At 35.9% G+C, this 19339-nt stretch carries 19 protein-coding genes and 1 pseudogene; 12 read left to right on the top strand and 8 right to left on the bottom strand.

Annotation, left to right across the window (positions count from 1 at the left end):
- Positions 1-15: 15 nt before the first annotated feature.
- Complete coding sequence (gene dsdA / locus PH4a_RS10935; protein ID WP_129039742.1) at positions 16-1344, bottom strand: D-serine ammonia-lyase; 1329 nt, start codon at positions 1342-1344, stop codon at positions 16-18.
- Positions 1345-1356: 12 nt separating this feature from the next.
- A complete protein-coding gene (gene dsdX / locus PH4a_RS10930) occupies positions 1357-2694 on the bottom strand; it encodes a D-serine transporter DsdX (RefSeq protein ID WP_064719116.1) in 1338 nt (445 codons plus the stop codon).
- Between the two features lie 223 nt (positions 2695-2917).
- Here dsdX and dsdC point away from each other — a divergent pair, with 223 nt between their 5' ends.
- Positions 2918-3862, top strand: a complete 945-nt coding sequence (gene dsdC / locus PH4a_RS10925; RefSeq protein WP_129039740.1) for a DNA-binding transcriptional regulator DsdC — start codon at positions 2918-2920, stop codon at positions 3860-3862.
- A gap of 85 nt (positions 3863-3947) precedes the next feature.
- On the opposite strand, the gene PH4a_RS10920 is transcribed toward dsdC, so the two are convergent.
- Both PH4a_RS10920 and gss read right to left on the bottom strand, forming a co-directional pair.
- Positions 3948-4280, bottom strand: coding sequence for a hypothetical protein (locus PH4a_RS10920; protein ID WP_129039738.1), 333 nt, complete (start codon positions 4278-4280; stop codon positions 3948-3950).
- Positions 4281-4400: 120 nt separating this feature from the next.
- The gene (gss, locus tag PH4a_RS10915) at positions 4401-6278 is read right to left on the bottom strand and encodes a bifunctional glutathionylspermidine amidase/synthase (RefSeq protein WP_129039736.1); all 1878 of its coding nucleotides are present in this window, start codon (positions 6276-6278) and stop codon (positions 4401-4403) included.
- 601 nt (positions 6279-6879) lie between these two features.
- Here gss and PH4a_RS10910 point away from each other — a divergent pair.
- The 8 genes from PH4a_RS10910 to htpX all read left to right on the top strand — a co-directional run bounded on the left by PH4a_RS10910 (position 6880) and on the right by htpX (position 13490).
- On the top strand, positions 6880-7167 hold the full coding sequence (locus tag PH4a_RS10910; RefSeq protein WP_064719112.1) for a helix-turn-helix domain-containing protein: 288 nt from the start codon (positions 6880-6882) through the stop codon (positions 7165-7167).
- 319 nt (positions 7168-7486) lie between these two features.
- Positions 7487-8044 (top strand): iron transporter, encoded by a 558-nt coding sequence (locus PH4a_RS10905; RefSeq protein WP_064719111.1) that lies wholly within the window; start codon positions 7487-7489, stop codon positions 8042-8044.
- A gap of 68 nt (positions 8045-8112) precedes the next feature.
- The gene (locus tag PH4a_RS10900; RefSeq protein ID WP_129039734.1) at positions 8113-8460 is read left to right on the top strand and encodes a cupredoxin domain-containing protein; all 348 of its coding nucleotides are present in this window, start codon (positions 8113-8115) and stop codon (positions 8458-8460) included.
- 2 nt (positions 8461-8462) lie between these two features.
- On the top strand, positions 8463-9299 hold the full coding sequence (locus PH4a_RS10895) for an FTR1 family iron permease (protein WP_129039732.1): 837 nt from the start codon (positions 8463-8465) through the stop codon (positions 9297-9299).
- On the top strand, positions 9289-10206 hold the full coding sequence (locus tag PH4a_RS10890) for an EfeM/EfeO family lipoprotein (RefSeq protein ID WP_129039730.1): 918 nt from the start codon (positions 9289-9291) through the stop codon (positions 10204-10206). The genes PH4a_RS10895 and PH4a_RS10890 overlap by 11 nt, the downstream gene beginning before the upstream one ends.
- Positions 10196-11455, top strand: coding sequence for an iron uptake transporter deferrochelatase/peroxidase subunit (gene efeB / locus PH4a_RS10885; RefSeq protein ID WP_129039728.1), 1260 nt, complete (start codon positions 10196-10198; stop codon positions 11453-11455). The genes PH4a_RS10890 and efeB overlap by 11 nt, the downstream gene beginning before the upstream one ends.
- 433 nt (positions 11456-11888) lie before the next feature.
- The gene (locus tag PH4a_RS10880; RefSeq protein WP_129039726.1) at positions 11889-12449 is read left to right on the top strand and encodes a LemA family protein; all 561 of its coding nucleotides are present in this window, start codon (positions 11889-11891) and stop codon (positions 12447-12449) included.
- Between the two features lie 78 nt (positions 12450-12527).
- Positions 12528-13490, top strand: a complete 963-nt coding sequence (htpX, locus tag PH4a_RS10875; RefSeq protein ID WP_129039724.1) for a zinc metalloprotease HtpX — start codon at positions 12528-12530, stop codon at positions 13488-13490.
- Positions 13491-13580: 90 nt separating this feature from the next.
- On the opposite strand, the gene PH4a_RS10870 is transcribed toward htpX, so the two are convergent.
- The 4 genes from PH4a_RS10870 to PH4a_RS10855 form a co-directional block, all read right to left on the bottom strand.
- Positions 13581-13763: a DUF2526 family protein gene (locus PH4a_RS10870; protein WP_064719104.1), complete on the bottom strand. Its 183-nt coding sequence runs from the start codon at positions 13761-13763 to the stop codon at positions 13581-13583.
- Between the two features lie 88 nt (positions 13764-13851).
- Positions 13852-15084 carry an MFS transporter gene (locus tag PH4a_RS10865; protein WP_129039722.1) on the bottom strand — a complete coding sequence of 411 codons (1233 nt, stop codon included), beginning with the start codon at positions 15082-15084 and terminating at the stop codon, positions 13852-13854.
- Positions 15085-15282: 198 nt separating this feature from the next.
- Positions 15283-16053, bottom strand: a complete 771-nt coding sequence (locus tag PH4a_RS10860; protein ID WP_064719102.1) for an ABC transporter permease — start codon at positions 16051-16053, stop codon at positions 15283-15285.
- Positions 16050-16985 carry an ABC transporter ATP-binding protein gene (locus PH4a_RS10855; protein ID WP_129039720.1) on the bottom strand — a complete coding sequence of 312 codons (936 nt, stop codon included), beginning with the start codon at positions 16983-16985 and terminating at the stop codon, positions 16050-16052. The genes PH4a_RS10860 and PH4a_RS10855 overlap by 4 nt, the downstream gene beginning before the upstream one ends.
- An 834-nt stretch (positions 16986-17819) precedes the next feature.
- Between PH4a_RS10855 and can the strand changes: the two genes are divergently transcribed.
- The 3 genes and pseudogenes from can (at position 17820) to PH4a_RS10840 (ending at position 19170) form a co-directional block, all read left to right on the top strand.
- Entirely contained in the window at positions 17820-18473 is a 654-nt protein-coding gene (can, locus tag PH4a_RS10850) for a carbonate dehydratase (RefSeq protein WP_064719100.1), read from the top strand.
- 255 nt (positions 18474-18728) lie between these two features.
- Positions 18729-18842 (top strand): annotated as a pseudogene (locus PH4a_RS18490) (type II toxin-antitoxin system HigB family toxin); the annotation flags it as partial.
- Between the two features lie 34 nt (positions 18843-18876).
- Positions 18877-19170 carry a transcriptional regulator gene (locus PH4a_RS10840; protein WP_341868122.1) on the top strand — a complete coding sequence of 98 codons (294 nt, stop codon included), beginning with the start codon at positions 18877-18879 and terminating at the stop codon, positions 19168-19170.
- Positions 19171-19339: the final 169 nt, after the last annotated feature.

The raw sequence follows: 19339 nt of genomic DNA, 5'->3' as shown, positions 1-19339 counted from the left end.
ACGCCATCTCATGCTCTATTTTCCTTGAGCGAGATATTTTTGCATTTCATCTGCTGGCACCATACCACCGCCCGTTGCCCAGACTAAATGCGTCGCATTTTTCAATTTTTGACTATCTAGAGAGAAACGTTGCAGATATTCTTTAGCTTGAGTGACATGAACCACGCCCGTCATTCCTGCTAATGCCGAAGGTTCTAACTTAATACCCTCTTCTTTATTTAAGAGGCTTAATAAGTTATATAATTCTTGATCATCAATGGTGTAATACCCATCAATTAAGCGTTCCATTGCTCGACCAACAAAACCAGAAGCACGACCTACAGCTAAACCATCAGCCGCAGTGATATTATCGATACCAATCTCTTGAACCGAAATACCATCATGTAATCCGGTATACACCCCTAATAACATACAAGGTGAATGCGTGGGTTCTGCAAATAAACAGTGAACTGCATCACCAAAGGCGAGTTTCAACCCAAATGCAACACCACCGGGGCCACCACCGACACCACAAGGCAAATAAACAAAGAGTGGATGCTCACTATCAACACGAACACCTTGGGCATCAAATTGTGCTTTTAAACGTAGCCCTGCAACCGCATAGCCAAGGAATAAGGTTGTTGAGTTTTCATCATCAATGAAAAAGCAATTAGGATCTTTTTCCGCTTCTTTACGGCCTTCTTCCACGGCAATACTGTAATCTTGCTCATATTCAACAACATTCACACCATGAGCACGTAGTTTATCTTTCTTCCATTGGCGAGCATCAGCCGACATATGCACACTGACACTAAAACCTAGTTTTGCACTCATGATGCCAATAGACATACCTAAGTTGCCTGTTGAACCTACGGCAATACTGTATTGAGCAAAAAAGTCGCGAAATTTATCAGAATATAATTTTTCATAATTATCTTCAGTGGTCAGAAGTCCCGCTTCAATAGCTAATTTTTCAGCATGAGCGAGCACTTCATAAATACCACCTCGCGCTTTAATTGAACCCGAAATAGGCAGATGACTGTCTTTTTTCAAGCGCAATTGCCCTGCTATCGGGGTGTGATAACGCTGTTCAAGCGCTAATTTCATTTTAGGAATATCGATAACTTCTGATTCAATAATACCTTGAGTTACTGCTGTTTCTGGAAAGGCTTTGACTAAATAAGGTGCAAAACGTTGTAATCGAGCCTGAGCATCTATAACGTCATCTTGCGTTAATCCTACGTGAGAAAGTCCCTGGGTTGTTGTTGTAACGGCGGAGTTAAACCACACCACCTTTTTTAAGTCCACCAAATCACGAACCAGTGGAAAGTTATTTGCTAATTTATTTATATCAATATTAGTCATAGTCGTTCTCTTCTACATGACAAAAGAAAGCATAAATGTGCTACCTAAAGCCACAAATGAGGCAATAAAAGTCGCGATACTATAAAAACGGAAGGTTTCACTTAAAGTGGCATTACAATACTGTTTAACTAACCAGAACAATGAGTCTGTCACGATAGTACAACCAATAGCACCTGAACCAATTGCCAGCGTAATAATTTCAGGACTAATATCTGGATACATTGGCATTAATGGTGCAACAATCGCCGTAGCCCCCATCATGGCCACAGTGGCAGAACCTACCGCAGCATGAAGAATAATGGCGACTAACCAAGCCAATAAAATAGGATGCATATCCAAATTAGAAAGAATTAAAGCTAAAGCATCACTTAAACCACTGCCTTTTAAAATTCCATTAAATGCACCACCCGCACCAATAATCAGTAAAATATTAGCGATAGAACTAAAGCTGTCTTCTGTTTTAGTTAATAAAGTGCTCATACCCATATTGCGGCGAATACCTAAAATGTAATAAGCCACAAACGCTGCAATAAACATTGCTGTAATTGGGTTACCAATAAATTGCAACGCAGTATAAAGAGAAGTACCTTTTTCCATATTTAGCTCTGCTGCTGTTTTTATCAACATAAGAGCGATAGGTAATAATACAGTGAAGAGTGTCGCCCCTAATGAAGGCAAATCTTTTTCTTCACGCACTTCCATATCTGAAAATTCTTCAGGCACTGTTTTAAACGGTAAGCGGTCGCCTAATACTTTTAAAAATACAGGACCACCTACTAATGATGCTGCTAAACCAACAGCAAGACCGGCAACAATAACAGTACCCATATCTGCGCCTAATTCATTAGTAACAAACAAGGCTGCAGGGTGAGGAGGAACAATACAGTGCACCGCCATTAACGCAGTACATAAAGGAATAGCCAGTTTTAATAATGATGTATTAGTTTTTTTAGCAATCGAGAATGCTAAAGGAATAAGTAAGACCACACCGACTTCGACAAAAAGTGTAATACCACAAATTAAACCAACAAGAACCATAATAACATCTGGAGATAACCAACGGCATTTTTGTAATGTAATCCCAATGCGTTCAGCCGCACCAGAAATCTCCATCATCTTACCGAGAATAGTCCCTAAACCAATAATTGCTGCTAAAAATCCGAGAGTGCCACCAATACCGCCTTCAATGGCGTTCACCATTTCTAGTGGGTTCATCTGCATTGCAGTGCCCACAAAGAAGCTGGCTAAAAGTAAAGCAAGAAAGGGGTGAAACTTAAGTTTTACTATAGTAAAGACAATGAGCAAAATACTAATAATAAGAGTACTTAGTACCCATAGAGTCGAAGCCATACATCCATCCCAAATATTTTATTTATTGTTAATCTTATTGAATATTAATCATTCCACACTTACAAATGATGAAAACTTGCACTAAGATGAATTCAATTAATTCAAATACGTGATCAAACCGGCATAACACCACAATATAATGATCCGGATCACAGTATTTCATCTTAATATTAGCTTGATTATTAACTTACGTTACTATTTAAATAATAGAGGAAAAAACGGAATGTTTGAGTCATCTGGCGTTATTTTACGGAATAAACGATTATCGAGTTATCAATTAGCACGACTTCACACTTTTGAAGCAACAGGCCGGCATTTATCCTTTGCTTTAGCGGCAGAAGAACTTTCATTAACGCCCAGTGCCATTAGCCATCGCATTAATACACTTGAAGAAGAGCTAGGTATTAAACTCTTTGCTCGCTATCACCGTCGTATTGAACTTACAGAAGAAGGTGAACGTATTTATTGGGCATTAAAAAAAACGCTTGAAGATATTAATCAAGAAATATTAGATATTCATAATCAAGAAGTCTCTGGCATATTAACCGTATATTCGCGCCCTTCTATTGCACAATGTTGGTTAGTACCTCGTATTGCTGATTTCACTCAACGCTATCCTTCTATTGAATTAAATTTACTTACTGGCAATGATGATATTAATTTCCGAGGTTATGGTGTTGATCTTGCGATTTATTTTGATGATAAACATCTGCAAAATCTTTATTGTGAGGATTTGATTTCGGAATCTATTATTCCTGTTTGTAGCCCTGAATATGCCAAGCGTTTTGAATTAGTGGGTAATTTGCACCACCTTACTCATTGTACTCTATTACATGATAGGCAAGCCTGGAGTAATAACTCGGACTTTGATGAGTGGCGGGCATGGAGCGAACATATGGGTATCGCTTTATTTCCTAACCGCAGTAATATCTGTTTTGATCGCTCAGATTTAGCGGTAATAGCGGCAGTTAATCACTCGGGTATCGCGATGGGAAGAAAACGCTTAATAAAAAATAGATTAGCAAATAAAGAGCTTATCGCGCCTTTTACTAATAGCGAACTATTTTGTGAACAACGCTATTACCTTGTCACTCGTAATGAAAAAAATAATGTAAAAGTACAATTATTTATTCAGTGGCTAAAAAAACAAATTAAAGAAGGAATGTAGTTTATTAAGAAAAATAGATAAAAAAGATATAACTAAAAATAAACTATGCTGAATAAAGAGCTATAAATTATTTATAGCTTTAGATTTAATCTGAATTAAACAAACAACGATAGGCGTCGTATTCCCGATAATAGTTAATTTCATCAATCGTCCATGATAAATCTTTTCGTCGCTCTTGTTGCGTTTGATATAAAAAAGACAAATCACAAATAAGCATCCAGCCTCGTAAGTTCTTACCCTCGACAATTTTTGGCATTTCCATATCCTCATCATCAAGATAAATCTCATCATCAGGTAATTCTTGGATGTAATCCCAAGGAATATAATAAAAAATTGCCTGATCAGGATGACTATTCCAAGTTACTATTTCAGTATAAATCCATTCATTTGATTCTAGTGTTGAGCATGATGCTAACAAATCACTAAGAGTTTGAAATTTTTTTATGATTTTCTTTTCCCTCAAAATTATATTTATATTAAAAATAAACCCGCAAATTGCGACGGGTTTATTTTTCATTAATTCTAAAAAACGATTGTATTATTTTGCCAGAAAATATTTATCTTCCACTACAATTAACGGCTCAATATCACTTTCTTTTTTAATCACTAATGTTGGGTCTGAGCGTAAACAACAACCGCCATAATGCCCACCGACAGTAAATGTACAAACTTGTATATAGCGATTAGCGACTTTAGGTAAACACCACAACTCTTGATAAATATTTTCTTGATGAGAAAATTGACCATGAGTTTCATCTAATATTTTTTCTTTGTGATCCACTAATCCAATATTACTACCACAACGCCCTGCAATGGGTTTAATAGCATAACCATGCTGCGTTAAATGTGGTGTAATTTCAAAATCAGTATCCAGCAAATAAGGATGATTAGGAAATAGTTGCCATAAAATCGGCAAAATTGCCTTATTACTTGGAATTAATGTCCAAAGCGGTTCAAATACAGTTACTTCAGGACGCAATAATACATCAACTAAACGGACTTCATTTTCAAAATGGCCAGTACGAATTGGAATAAGTGCTTGCTGCTCACTCTCTTCTCTTAGTTGATCTAATGCCGTTTCCCATGCCCATGTTTTCCACACACAAGCTACATTACGATTATCAGCATCAATAAGTTGCCCTTGGTTATTCCAATGAAGCTCACCTAATCCCCGTAAAATTTTGCTTTCATAGCCCGCTGTTGTAAGGGCTTGCTGCATAAAGAGTGCATGATAATCTTCTTCGCAATCATCATCTTGAAGAATGTGTACAAAAGGTTTAACGTCGCTATGTTTCCAAGCATCGGCCAGCGCATCTAATAAACGTTCGCCGGGGTTAAAACCATGAGTAATCCCACCTTGTTTTGCCCATTTTTCAATAACTAATCCTGCCTCGGTGTGGCAAGATGCAGAGTCTGCATTATATTCATAAACTTTCAGACCACGCTCATCCATACAAAAATCTAATCTTCCCGTGATCATTTGATGTCGTCGATGTTGCCATGACAAACGAATTCGAGGCCAAAGCACCTCAGGGATATCAAAAAGTCGCAGTAAATTATCATCTTTTAGTACTTTTTCAGTCGCATGCAAATACATCAAATGCAATTCATTACTTGCACGGATTAGCTCTTGTTCTGCACTTTCTGAAATCGTGAAATATTCATAACTATTTTGGTTGATGATATGACCATGCTGCGCTAATACATACGCCTTTTCTAATTTATTACTTTCATCTAACCATTTACCCGCAAATTGGCCTTTATCTTCAATCTGTGCGGCATGAATAGCCAAGTATTCAGGGGAGACTTTGGGTTGAGGCAAACTATAAGCATTAGGTTCTGTTTGGATCATCCAACCTAAAAGTGTCGTGTCATCAAAAGTATCTTGGATAAAATACCCATTATCATTGATTTGAAGTGGCAACTCTCGAGTCCACTGTTGCCCTGTTGGTAAACGTGTATGAATAACATTTTGCTCTGCAACACGAACTTTATCTACTAAAACTTCAGTAATAACAGCCACATGTCCAGTAGTCTTAAACTCACCGCCCTCTTGCCAAATTAACAATGCACCCACTGTAGGCGCTTGCTTACTTCCATTTGCAAAAGCTTGTAATGGTAAAATATCGTCATCGATAGTTTTACGTAAAAAACGTAATGAGAAAATCTCATAAGCCATGCCCACATCAGTAAAAACCATACCATAATGTAAATAGAGAAAACGCCTAGCAAATTCAACACATTGCCATTTGTGCCCCATATATTCATTACCAATATAACTACGAAATGAATCATTGGCTGCGTAGTCTTCTTTATCAATACTGCTGTAATCTGAGGAATAAATCGCAACACCACCAGGAGCATAACCTAGTAATGTTCCAAATGGCTCATGACGAATAATCTCTTTTACATTCATAATCTCGACCTTGACGATAAATAAATTATTACCCTGCAATGCTTATAGCTAAGATAAGTATTGTCGATAATAATATTAACGCCATAAGCAATAAGAAGTGAATGCTATTTTATCAATTTCAATAAAGTAAAAATTTTCTATTCCATTAAAGACAAAATAAGGAGGATTTTGAAAAAAAATGAAAAAAAAGCTCAAAAATAGCCATTTATAAAAAGAATATAAAAGGTATTTTTAAGCGCAATCAGTCAAAGAGGGTTTTCTTATTGTTGTTATACAGTAACTATTTACTCTTTATTAATCATAAATGCGAGCCCGAATAATCAAAAAATAGGATATTTGTCAATATATCGCACTGTTAATCAAAAATTTATCGATTATCATGCTGACAAATATCTCATTTAAAAAATAGTAGATAAGAAAAATAGTATTAAACCACAATCAAGTGACTATAAATAATTCAGTTAATTAACCGATAATACAAAGGTATGGATTTTACTCATTCAAGCAGGAACGCTTGTCTACACTAAAATTCCATCTCTGAAGCATGGGTATTCAGCTAGCTGAATATTCTTGGAGGTTGATAGAAAGGATGAGGTCACTAATGTCAAAGGTTTATCCCATTTCTCAAATTATCGGGCAGAAAATTCGTAAACAACGCCAACAATTACGCTTATCAGCAAAAGCTGTCGCTGAACGTGTCGGTATCAGCCAACAACAATTTTCACGTTATGAGAATGGGCTTTGTAAAATTGACGTTGATATGCTGTTTCATATTGCTCAGGAGCTAAAAGTAACACCCGCATTCTTTCTTCCACCTAATGATGAACAAATTTCTGTTTCTGCACTGACACAATCGAAGCAATTTTGGAATGCTCAAAGCCAGATTTAATACATCTTAATATGGAGATCCGCTTCTTTATAATCAACAAGTTGGATTTCCTTATTTATTTTTTCCCTCCATATTAGCTTATCATCTCACTATTATGCTCTTAGTTGTAATATGCGTATTCTCTCGCATCTTTTGATTTTTTTATTTTATATAAACAAAAAAATTTTCATTAAAAAATAGTAGCTTATGATTAAAAGTTATCATAACCCCTTATTCTTAAGCGATATTTTTCTTAAATATTACCTCTTCTTAGTAATAGAAAATGTGTTAACCTTATCGAGAATAATAACAATTATCATTCGAGTTATAAGGATTAATCATGAAATATCGCTATGCTCTTCCACTTACCGCATTAACTTTTTTATCAACATCTGCACTTGCTTTAGAGTACCCCGTTGGTCAGCCAATCCTTAAAAATGGTATGGAAATTCAAGGCGTTTATCTGCAACCCATTACAATGGATACAGAAGAAGGCCATCATGCAATGAACCATCTGCCTGCAGATAAAGCAGATATTCATCTAGAAGCCGATATTCATGCCACAGAAGATAATCCAAATGGATTTGCTGAAGGCGATTGGATCCCTTATCTCACCGTAGAATACACTGTCACCAAAACAGACTCGCCAGAGAAGAAACAACAAGGGACATTTATGGCAATGGTTGCCAACGATGGCGCGCATTATGGCGAGAATCTTAAATTAGATGGTAACGGAAAATATAATGTTACCTATAAAATTTATCCGCCATCATACAATAAAGATATTGCTTTTGGTCGCCATATCGATAAAGAAACTGGGGTTGCTCCTTGGTTTGAACCCTTTGAAGTTTCGTGGGATTTCACTTATAGCGGAACAGGTCGTAAAGGTAGCTACTAATTAAATAATGACGGATAAGCTCACTTCCTGAGCTTATCCTATTTATCTCTCTTTCCAGTGAAACACTTATGATTAAACACCTCTCTAAGTACATATTATTGCTATTACTAATGGTCAGCAGCACTCTGTTTGCCGCAGAAAAATATACCGTTGAATTAGAAATGAGAGATGGCGAACTCATTCCTCAATTATTAGAAGTTCCAGCAAAAACGCCCATTAGAATAAAAATTCGCAATACCGGGACTAGCCCAGTTGAATTTGAAAGCACGCAATTACGCAAAGAGAAAGTTTTAGCACCAGGAGCAAGTTCTGTTGTGATTATTGCACCACTAAAACCGGGGCGTTATACCTTTTTTGATGATTTTCATCTCTCTCACCCTCAAGGTGAAATCATTGCTAAAGAGAAGGAAGAATAAAAATGGGACAAGTGCTATTTGTCGTTTGGCGCGAAAGCTTTGAGGCACTATTAGTGATTGGCATTATTTATTCTTGGATAAAGCGTTCTTCTGCGCCAAAACAAGGCATGAAATATCTTTGGGGAGGCGTCGGTTTTGGTGTTGTGTTGGCTTGCCTGCTCGCCTTAAGTATCTATGGCGTATTTAGTTCTTTAGAAGATATTTGGCAGTCGCTATTTATGATTGTAATGGAACTTCTTGCCTGTATATTAATTGTGCAAATGGTTTATTGGATGAGCGGCCAAGGTAAATCATTAAAAAGCAATATTGAAAGCGAATTGGCACAGAAAACACAACAACAAAGTGCATGGGGTATTTTGTTAATTATTGCTATTGCGATAGCCCGTGAAGGCAGTGAAGTTGTAGTATTTCTCTCTAGCCATATTATGGCACTTAATGCACAAACCGCCCTTCCTTTCTTTACTGAAGTTGTTATTGGATTACTTATTGCAGCATTAACCCTTTGGCTATTTTTACTGACGTCAAAAGTCGTTTCATGGCGTTATTTTTTCACGATCACCGGCTTTTTATTATTATTCCTTGCTGCTTCATTGCTTTTAAAAGCAGTAGAAGAGGCCGTTAATTTACTGGTTGAATTAGATATTGAATTACCTGATTTCTTTATTTACCCATTGTGGGATATTAGCCATATTCTTGATGATTCTAGTGTCTTTGGTAATTTCTTAGTTTCTTTCTTTGCTTACCGCTCTCAGCCAATTGGCTTAAGTGTAATAACCTTTGTCATTTATTGGGTTATTGTTGCACTGCTATTTAAGCGAGGCCATCGCAATGAAAAATAGTCATCATTATAAAAAGTATACTCTTTTTTTATTGATATTCTTTTTTTCACTCCCTGTTTCAGCAAAGAAAATTATTCAAGGTAGTGTGCAAGAAGGCGATAATATTATTGCCTCGAAAGGGGATATTCCAACACCGGAAAAATTTAGTACCAATATTCTAAATTATCGCCAAGCAGCGGTTAATCAATTAGCGAAAACAGAAACAGCGCTTAATAAACTTATTATTAATAGTGAAAATAAGCAGCTAATTGATGCTCAAAATAACTATCAACAAGCACACTATCATTATGAAATAATCCGACCAATTATCGCTCTGTTTGGTAGTAGCGAACGCCAACTCAATAACCGCGCAAGTTTTTTTCTTAAAAAAGAAAATGATGCGCGTTTTTCTGGTTTTCATTTAGTCGAATATCAACTCTTTGTATTAAAAGATCTACAAAAGTCAGCGAGTTCAGCAAAAACATTACTTAAAAATATTAGTGATCTTAAAAAACGTTTAGCAATAGAAGACATTCCTATTCCTAAATTAGTTCAAGCAGCAGGTGATGGATTAGAACTGATCTTAACGGATAAACTTGCTGGTATTGAAAATCAATACTCACAGACTGATCTCACCGATAGCTATGCTAATTTACAAGGATCACGCTTAATTATAACGATCTTGTCTGAACATATTCCTGCTGATGAATATCATTCATTAATACAGCAATATGACAAAATTGGTTCTGTCTTATTAAAATACCAACTCGATGAAGGCGTCTTTCAACCGTTAAATAAACTACCTGAAACTGAAAAAAGTTGGCTTTTTTCTCAAATAACACAATTAGCAGAGCAAGTTGCGACTTTACGCGCCTCGCTCAATATTGATGTTTACTATCACTATAAAGAAGAAAGTGATGAAAAATAAACGACTATTAAAACCGCAATCGCCAATTAATCTAAATAAACGTAATACCTTAAAATGGTTAGGCGGCAGTTTATTGCTTGCCAGTGTTGGTGTAAAAGCACAACAAAATAGTGATTGTGTATCTAATCTAAGCTATCGACGTGCTATTCCTTATTTAGGCAAGCATCAAGCTGGTGTTATTACCCCAGAACAAAAACATGCCTCTTTTATTGCGTTAAATTTGACTGTTTCTAGTGCAACAGAAGTTAAACAACTGCTAACTACATTAACGCAGCGGATCTCGTTTCTCACCCAACCGAGGGAATTGCCGCAAATAGAAAATCCGCATCTTCCCCCCGCTGAATCAGGTATTTTAGGCACCCAATTACAACCTGATGAATTAACAATTACCGTTTCTTTAGGCGATTCTTTCTTTGATAATCGCTTTGGTTTTGAGTCTCAAAAACCTAAACATTTAGTCCCCATGAAACCTTTTCCTAATGATCGATTAGAAGATAATTGGTGTGGTGGCGATCTATTATTACAACTGTGCGCAAATAGCCAAGAAAGTGTTATTTACGCACTTCGTGATATTTTAAAATATCTTTCAGGTCAGCTTCATCCTGTATGGAAAATCGATGGATTTTTACCTGCTCGTGATATTGATAAAAAACAAACACCGATTAATTTATTTGGCTTTAAAGATGGTTCGGGTAATGCCCCTTCTACAGATAATACATTAATGGACAATATGGTTTGGATAACAGAGAAAGAAAAAGAGCCGCAATGGTGTATTGGCGGAAGTTATCAAGCCGTTCGTCTGATCCGTTTTGCTTTGGATTTTTGGGATAGAACCCCTCTGGAAGATCAAGAAAACAATTTTGGGCGACATCGATCAACAGGCGCGCCAATTGGTATGAAACACGAAATGGATGATCCTGATTTCAAACTCGACCCTCATGGTGACAGAGTTTTATTTGATTCGCATATGAGACGCGCAGAACCGAGAAATCCAGAACGTTATAGTGCCAAACTACGCCGCCGTAGTTACAGCTATTCACTAGGATTAACACCATCAGGGCAATTAGATATGGGACTTATTTTTATCTCTTATCAAAATAATCTGAAAACAGGTTTTATTGATACACAAAAGCGCTTAAATGGTGAGCCATTAGAGCGCTATATAAAACCATTTGGTGGCGGTTACTATTTCACACTTGCGGGTATTCAAAAAGAAGGTGATATTCTTGCCCAAGCACTTTTTACCTAAGATTAAACACCGCCCTTTTAGGTACTTTGTTATTAATACCAAAGTACCTAAATATATCGATTCACTATCAGATAAACAGCACTTAACGCGTTAATTGAGCCACCTTCTCTTTTAGCGCTATTCCAAGCGGAATTAGCTTTTCTTTATCAATAAATCCCATCATTAACGCAGATGCAACCCTTTCCCCTTTTTAATTAAACACTGGACATGAAATAGATTGTGCGCCAGGAGTTATTTCAGTTTTTTTATTGGCATAATATGAATAATAAAAAATAGAATAAAAGATAAAGTAAAAATGACAACTTCTCTTATTTTTATCTGTCACTTTTTATGGTGAAATAATCGTCTGGCTATATTGATAAATAGTAGGCAAAATTAGCCCTTATGGATCAACGGATTTTCCTGTTTACTATTAAAAAGAGAGCGTTTCACCATGACTGGATTAATTATTACCATCGCTGTATTAGGTCTAATTTTTTATTATTACAACCGAATTATCACTATGCGTGAAGCGGTTATCTCTAGTGAAACAGAAATTTCAGTACAACTGGATCGTCGAGGAAAAGTTTTTGATAGCTTATTAGCTACCGTAAAAAAATACCTCAGCCATGAATCTGATGTTTTTACTCAAATTACTCAATTGCGGACACAGGCACAAAGTTCAAATAGCCAAGAAGCAAAAGCAGCAGAAGATGAATTATCAAAAATCGTTTCTAGCGGCGCTATTAATGTCGCAGTGGAAAATTATCCTGAATTAAAATCAGATACCATTATGGCGAATCTACAAGAAGAGATTGTTTCAACTGAAAATAAACTCTCTTTTGCTAAGCGTGGTTATAATCGTACCTTAGAACAATATCGTGCATTTATTGCCTCTATTCCGGCAGTGTTTATCGTCAAGATATTCCCAAGCTTAGTCATTAACAAAGAATACTGGCGCCTTGATGAAGCAACTATTAAATCTGAAGAGAACCGCCGTATTAATTTTGATTAATTTTGTTATTAAGGTCAGCCACTTTTTACAAATAGATTGATAAAAACAGCACTTAACAGTGCTGTTTGGAGTCTCTAAATGGATTTCAGAAATGTTCTACGTAAAAACACTATCCGTACTCGTTTTGTTATTGCCACTTATTTATTACTGATGTTAATTATTGGCCTATTAGTCGATACCGCGATAGGCGCAGATCCTCGATTAGATTTAGTCGATAATATGCTGGCATTTCTGACATTCCAATCACTCCCTATTGCTTCATTTATTATTTTAGCTATCTCTATTGTTTTATTGATTATCATCCATTTTAAAGGGCATAAGATCATGTTAACGGGAATGAATGCCCGTTTAATTAGCCCTGATGAAACCCATAATGCACAAGAACGACAGCTAGTTAATATTGTTGAAGAACTCAGTTTAAGCGCAACATTAGGTTATATTCCTAAGCTTTATATTATTGATACACCAGAAGCTAATGCATTTGCTGCTGGTTGGTCTGCTAAAAATGCTATTATTGGCGTTACAACGGGTTTATTAAATCGCCTTAACCGCCAAGAAATACAAGCGGTATTAGCTCATGAAACTGGACATATTATTCATGGTGACTCACGCTTAACCCTCTATGTGGGCATATTAGCTAACGTTATTCTCACTGTAACCAATATCTTTGGTAGCCGTTTTTATATTGCGTCTAATAGCCGTGGTAAAAGTAACGATGCCGCAAGTAAAGCACGATTAATACTGATTATTCTAAATCTGGTATTACCGATTATTACTCAAGTGCTCTATTTTTATTTATCGCGTACACGTGAATATATGGCAGATGCTGCCGCAGTCGATTTAACTCAAGATAACCAAGCGATGATTAATGCGCTAAAGAAAATTTCAGCACAACATGAAACTGAAAATTTTGAAGATGGCTCAACAGGTCGTGCTTATCGTAAAGCAGCCTTTATTTTTAATAAAGGAGATTCAATATTTTCGACTCACCCATCAATTGAAAATAGAATTGCAGCACTTGAGGGTAGAAAAACCTTTTAAATCTATTTGTGTTAATTCGACAGAATACAAATAAAAAAGCGTTTACCCTCTATAAGCAAACGCTTTTTTTATCAATTTAATTAATGCCAATTAACGTTGTTTTTCACCATGATGAAAAATAGCATTACGTAAACGTTCTTGCTGTTCATAGCGTTGTGGAAATTCAATGGTCTTGTCTTTACCCAACTCAACTAAAAGCTCGTTCATGGTTTGAATGCTGGTTGTGGCAATAGCTTCATCAACTTGTTTAACCACATCATCGTAATGAGACATTTTAATCCTCTTTTCTCATAAAATTCTTAAGCACTATGATATTACAACAACGGTGGTTATGTATTTTTTAGTATCAAAAAAAGCGTGATTAAATAGTATTTAGTGGCTGATCCTTTGTCTCTTTACCTAATAGCATCACGGCTAATATTCCTATCACTATCGAAATACTAAAAATAAGGAAAATAGAACTTATTTCAAATTGATATTGCACTAAATATCCCACCAGCAATGGCCCTAAAATACCACCAATTCGCCCTATTGCGGTTGCGGTTCCGGTGCCTGTTGCCCGTATTCCATCAGGATATTGCTCTGGAGTATAAGCATATAAAGCCCCCCAAGCCCCTAAATTAAAAAACGAAAGCAACATACCAAAAACAAGCAATGTCGTCGTTGAATCTGCACAACTAAAGTAATAAGCACTCACCGCAGTACCTGCAAGGTAGCTCACTAAAACGAACTTTCGCCCATAACGCTCAATTAACCACGCTGCAGTAAAATAACCCGGTAATTGCGCTAGTGTCATGATTAATACATATTGAAAACTTTTAATTAAACTAAAACCTTTAAGCATCGCCACACTTGGTAACCAAAGGAAAATACCGTAATAAGAAAATACCACGCAAAACCATAGGATCCACAGCATTAAGGTTGAGCGACGATATTGAGGCGACCAGATCAGCGCCATTGATTGGCGAATAGATAAACGTGTTTTCTTTTGTGATACATAAATAGAGGTAGGCTCTGGCAATTTTGCGCGTAAATAAATAGCATAAACAGCAGGTAATGCACTGAGTAGCATCGCCATACGCCAGCCATAATCAGGAATAATAAAATATGCAATTAATGCTGCTATTAGCCATCCAACAGCCCAAAAACTTTCGAGTAGTACCACAATTCGTCCACGCTCATGGGTTTCAACACTTTCACTCACTAAGGTTGAAGCAACGGGCAATTCTCCGCCTAGCCCCATTCCAATAAAAAAGCGCAAAATCAACACGATCATAAGTGAGCTTGCCATTGCGGTTAAGCCACATCCCAAACTAAACAGTAGTAGCGTGAAGATAAAAACAGGTTTTCTACCTTTTCTGTCGGCCATTATGCCAAAAACAAAAGCACCGACAGCCATCCCTATTGAGTTTACACTGCCAATCCACCCTAATTGAGATGCTGTTAGCCCCCAATCTTCTTTTAATGCTGTTAATAAAAAAGCTAATAACCCCACATCCATTGCATCAAAAGTCCAGCCCATACCTGCAATACACAAAAGTTTATTACGAGAAAGTGGTGCTGATACCTTTTCTGTTTGACTTGCCGTTGTCATTTCAGTTTCCTACTTTACCCTGTCAAAGTGTTTAGTATACTAAACAACAAAAGTGATTTTGTTAATAGCAAAAAAGGAAATTTAAAGAAAAATTAACATCAACCACAAAAAAAGGGTAAAAAAAATCGATATCTGAATAAAAGATATCGATTTTATATTTTTTAGCTCTTTTGTAAGTTATTTAATTAAACCGTTTGATTAGCTTCTTAAACCACGGCCTTTTTCAATTAAATACCAAGCAAGAGCGTAAAATATGGCAATAAATAAACACAATACACTAATTGTGATCGTTAAAGAGACATCTGTAATACCGAGGAAACCATAACGAAACCCACTGATCATATACACTATTGGGTTTAATTTAGAAACACCTTGCCAAAATTCAGGAAGCAGTGTTAATGAATAAAATACCCCACCCAAATAGGTTAACGGCGTTAATACGAAAGTAGGAATGATGCTAATATCATCAAAAGTTTTAGCAAAAATCGCATTTAATAGCCCCGCAAGAGAAAACACTATCGAGGTCATTAATAATGTCACTACCACCATTGTCCATGAATGAATTTCTAATGGGACAAAAAAGAGTGAAATTAAAGTAACTAATATTCCGACACAAACACCACGAGCAACACCGCCACCAACAAATCCAGCAATAACAACATGAGTAGGGACTGGTGATACTAATAATTCCTCAATACTACGCTGGAATTTAGCGCCAAAAAATGAAGAAGAGACATTAGCATATGAGTTTGTTATTACTGCCATCATAATCAGGCCAGGAACAATAAACTGCATATAATCTACTCCCCCCATATCGCCAATTCGTTTACCAATTAAATTACCGAAAATAACGAAATAAAGTGACATCGTAATAACAGGTGGAATTAATGTTTGCACCCAAATACGACCAAAACGAGTAACTTCTTTTATCCAAATAGTTTTGAGGGCTACCCAATAAAGCTGAATCATTCCCTCTCTCCTTCTTGTGTATGATCTTCATTCACTAAATGCACAAATAACTCTTCAAGACGATTAGCTTTATTTCGCATACTTAATACTTGAATACCTTGCGCATTTAATTGAGCAAAAACACTGCTTAATCCCTGCTCTCTTTTTACATCAACTTCTAAAGTTGAAGTATCCATTAAACGATATTGATAGTTCTGTAATTCAGGTAGTGGGCTTTTAGGTGCCAAGTCTAAAATAAAGGTTTCAGACTCTAATTTACCTAATAAATTTTTCATACTGGTATTTTCAACCAGCTCACCACGTTGAATAATACCAATATTCCGACAGAGCATTTCTGCTTCTTCAAGATAGTGAGTGGTTAAAATAATCGTAGTACCTTCAGCATTAAGCTGTTTTAAAAACGTCCACATAGAACGACGCAATTCAATATCAACACCAGCTGTTGGTTCATCGAGAATAAGCAATTTAGGTTGATGCATAAGCGCACGAGCAATCATTAATCGGCGCTTCATCCCCCCAGATAAAAAACGTGCTCGGTCGTCTTTTTTCTCCCATAAATCAAGTTGGGTTAAATAAATTTCGGCACGTTCTAAAGCAAGCTTACGCGGCACACCATAATAACCCGCTTGGTTTATTACAATTTGCAAAACGGTTTCAAAAGGATTGAAATTGAATTCTTGTGGCACTAACCCGAGTTGGCGTTTAGCATTTACCATATCGGTATCCGTATCGTAACCAAATACTTTTACCTTACCGCTGCTTTTATTAACGAGTGAGCTGATGATACCAATTGTGGTTGATTTACCCGCACCATTAGGGCCTAACAGTGCGTAAAAATCACCCGCTTCAACAGTAAGATTAATACCTTTTAACGCTTTTACACCATTGTGGTAAGTTTTCGTTAATTCGGTTAACTCCAATGCATAAGTCATAAGTGGAAATTACCTTTTATCAACTGCATTATTCAGCATTTACTGAGCTGAAATCAGAAAATAGCTATTCAACTAAGCACGACAAAAATCGATTAACTTAGAAAAGTTGCTTAGTTCAATAGGATCAAAATGGAATAAGTTATTCTAGAGAAAAAACAGTACCAAATAAACTGTTTTACGACTTATGACACAAATGAATAAATAAAAAAATATTAACAATTCACTTGTAAAATAAGGGCGTAAAATCCAAAGAAGATAGACCTAATCGCGCTATTTTACATCTATTTCTTGCTATTATTCCTAACATAACAATAAATAATTTCACTTCGTTACCATTTAATTTATTTGATATCAATAAATTTGTTGCCTTTATTGCTCAATCTTACTGAAAGATATTATTTTAATCTTAATTATCTTCACCCACTCTTTGATTAAATTATTTTAAAACAGACTTTATTGATTAATAATCAAAAAGATAATTAAACACATAAGTTTTTTTTATAAAAAAACACATAAAACACTCATGAAAAACATAGAATAACAATATTAACAATCAGTTATCTTTTCGTGTATTTGATTTACATCAAATAATGTATTGATAAATTCATTAAACAAATGCTATAAAAAGATCTATCTTATTTTAAAGGAATAAAACATAGGTAGTTATCTGTCATTAGGTGCTAAAAAAGCCCTCTGATTAATTCACAAGTAATGGTATAAAAATACCCTTTCTTAACGGATCTTTCGCATCCAATAATAATACCAAAGCTATTTCGTGTTGGCGTACTGTCAGCGCAAATGATTAGAAACTGAATTTACAGGCAGTCATACGTCATGATGAGAAAAATTGAAGAACTGTTATCTAATAACAAGCAATGGTCAGAATCTGTTACTGAAGAAAATCCTCAGTTTTTTAAAGATCTCTGTAAAGGCCAAAAACCACACTTTTTATGGATAGGTTGTTCTGACAGCCGAGTTCCCGCTGAAAAATTAATTAACGCAGCCCCTGGCGATTTATTTGTTCACCGTAATGTTGCCAACCTCGTTATTCATACAGATTTAAACTGTCTTTCTGTGATCCAATATGCAGTTGATGTGCTGCAAGTTGAACACATTATTGTTTGTGGTCACTATGGCTGCGGCGGTATTGAGGCAGCAATTGAAGGCACTGAACTTGGTCTAATCAATAACTGGTTACTTCATATTCGTGATATTTGGTACAAGCATAGCTCAATGTTAGGCGAACTAGCACCGCAAGATAGACTCAATCTACTCTGTGAGCTAAATGTAATTGAACAAGTTTATAATCTTGGCCACTCAACTATCATGCAAGCAGCATGGAAGCGCGGACAAAAAGTAATGATCCACGGTTGGGTTTATGGTTTAAATAACGGTGAATTACACGATTTAGATGTGACTTCAGACAGCCGCGAAAAACTAGAGCTCTCTTATCGCCAATCGATGGCTAAGTTAAGCCATCCACGTTAATCTTAAATTATCAAAATTATAATTAAGGCCCTAAAAGCTGATATTTAGCTTTGGGTCTTCTCACTTAATTTTCATCCTCCCTTCTTCTTTTACATAAAATAATCCCACCATTGTTGCCAAAATAGAAAACAAAGACATGTAATATCAGAAGAACCTTTTGATCTGGCATCTATACGTTTCCAAAATTATGCGTAAGCACTTGCTGATACTTATAGAACATTAAAATGCGACACCTACCCAACGCCAACAGAGTTAAAAAAAGTATTCCCAAGCTTAGATAGGATGAAATATAGAGAAAAATGGTGGGTCATTGATATTGGTGGGAATACAATAAACTTACGGACTACTATCGGAGAACAAAAAGAATGATAATTATTGGTGCTATTAAGGCTCAAACAGCCTAGTGAATATAGTTCCTATTCTTGGTGGTAGCCATTTTCGTAAAGACTATGAAGATAGTATCAAACTGGTTGAATATTTGGTTGAACACGACCTTGATAATCCTTTAATTGATATGCTTGGTACTAAAATTGATGAATATGAAAACAACGCACCTGAATTCAACGTTTTCAACGAAAAACTCAATAAATGTGATGATGCTATTGCCGTTTTGTGTACGTTAATAGGTCAATACAATCTTAATACAACAGACTTTAAAAATGAGTTAGGCTCCCGTTCTTATGTTAATTGTATTTAAAATGGTGAGCGTAATTAACACTAGAGCACATCAAAAAGCTGGCATCTCGCTTTAATTTACCTGTATCTCTATTTATCAAATAATATAATTTTCAAATCGATATCAAACAAAAATCCGCTTATGCGGATCCTTGTTTAGTCTAATAAGTCGGTACTTATGACACTGAATA

Source organism: Proteus hauseri, from assembly GCF_004116975.1.
Taxonomy (GTDB): Bacteria; Pseudomonadota; Gammaproteobacteria; order Enterobacterales; family Enterobacteriaceae; genus Proteus; species Proteus hauseri.
The sequence above is the reverse complement of the archived record's forward strand: the minus strand, read 5'-3'. Positions and strand labels throughout refer to the sequence as shown.

What these genes read in the sequence shown, in the direction of transcription:
- gss (WP_129039736.1), bottom strand. Translation starts at nt 6,278, where the DNA reads ATGAATGTAAAAGAGATTATTCGTCATGAGCCATTTGGAACATTACTA.
- PH4a_RS10905 (WP_064719111.1), top strand. Translation starts at nt 7,487, where the DNA reads ATGAAATATCGCTATGCTCTTCCACTTACCGCATTAACTTTTTTATCA.
- PH4a_RS10865 (WP_129039722.1), bottom strand. Translation starts at nt 15,084, where the DNA reads ATGACAACGGCAAGTCAAACAGAAAAGGTATCAGCACCACTTTCTCGT.
- dsdC (WP_129039740.1), top strand. Translation starts at nt 2,918, where the DNA reads ATGTTTGAGTCATCTGGCGTTATTTTACGGAATAAACGATTATCGAGT.
- PH4a_RS10895 (WP_129039732.1), top strand. Translation starts at nt 8,463, where the DNA reads ATGGGACAAGTGCTATTTGTCGTTTGGCGCGAAAGCTTTGAGGCACTA.
- htpX (WP_129039724.1), top strand. Translation starts at nt 12,528, where the DNA reads ATGGATTTCAGAAATGTTCTACGTAAAAACACTATCCGTACTCGTTTT.
- can (WP_064719100.1), top strand. Translation starts at nt 17,820, where the DNA reads ATGATGAGAAAAATTGAAGAACTGTTATCTAATAACAAGCAATGGTCA.
- PH4a_RS10860 (WP_064719102.1), bottom strand. Translation starts at nt 16,053, where the DNA reads ATGATTCAGCTTTATTGGGTAGCCCTCAAAACTATTTGGATAAAAGAA.
- PH4a_RS10910 (WP_064719112.1), top strand. Translation starts at nt 6,880, where the DNA reads ATGTCAAAGGTTTATCCCATTTCTCAAATTATCGGGCAGAAAATTCGT.
- efeB (WP_129039728.1), top strand. Translation starts at nt 10,196, where the DNA reads ATGAAAAATAAACGACTATTAAAACCGCAATCGCCAATTAATCTAAAT.
- PH4a_RS10870 (WP_064719104.1), bottom strand. Translation starts at nt 13,763, where the DNA reads ATGTCTCATTACGATGATGTGGTTAAACAAGTTGATGAAGCTATTGCC.
- PH4a_RS10890 (WP_129039730.1), top strand. Translation starts at nt 9,289, where the DNA reads ATGAAAAATAGTCATCATTATAAAAAGTATACTCTTTTTTTATTGATA.
- PH4a_RS10880 (WP_129039726.1), top strand. Translation starts at nt 11,889, where the DNA reads ATGACTGGATTAATTATTACCATCGCTGTATTAGGTCTAATTTTTTAT.
- PH4a_RS10855 (WP_129039720.1), bottom strand. Translation starts at nt 16,985, where the DNA reads ATGACTTATGCATTGGAGTTAACCGAATTAACGAAAACTTACCACAAT.
- PH4a_RS10900 (WP_129039734.1), top strand. Translation starts at nt 8,113, where the DNA reads ATGATTAAACACCTCTCTAAGTACATATTATTGCTATTACTAATGGTC.
- dsdX (WP_064719116.1), bottom strand. Translation starts at nt 2,694, where the DNA reads ATGGCTTCGACTCTATGGGTACTAAGTACTCTTATTATTAGTATTTTG.
- dsdA (WP_129039742.1), bottom strand. Translation starts at nt 1,344, where the DNA reads ATGACTAATATTGATATAAATAAATTAGCAAATAACTTTCCACTGGTT.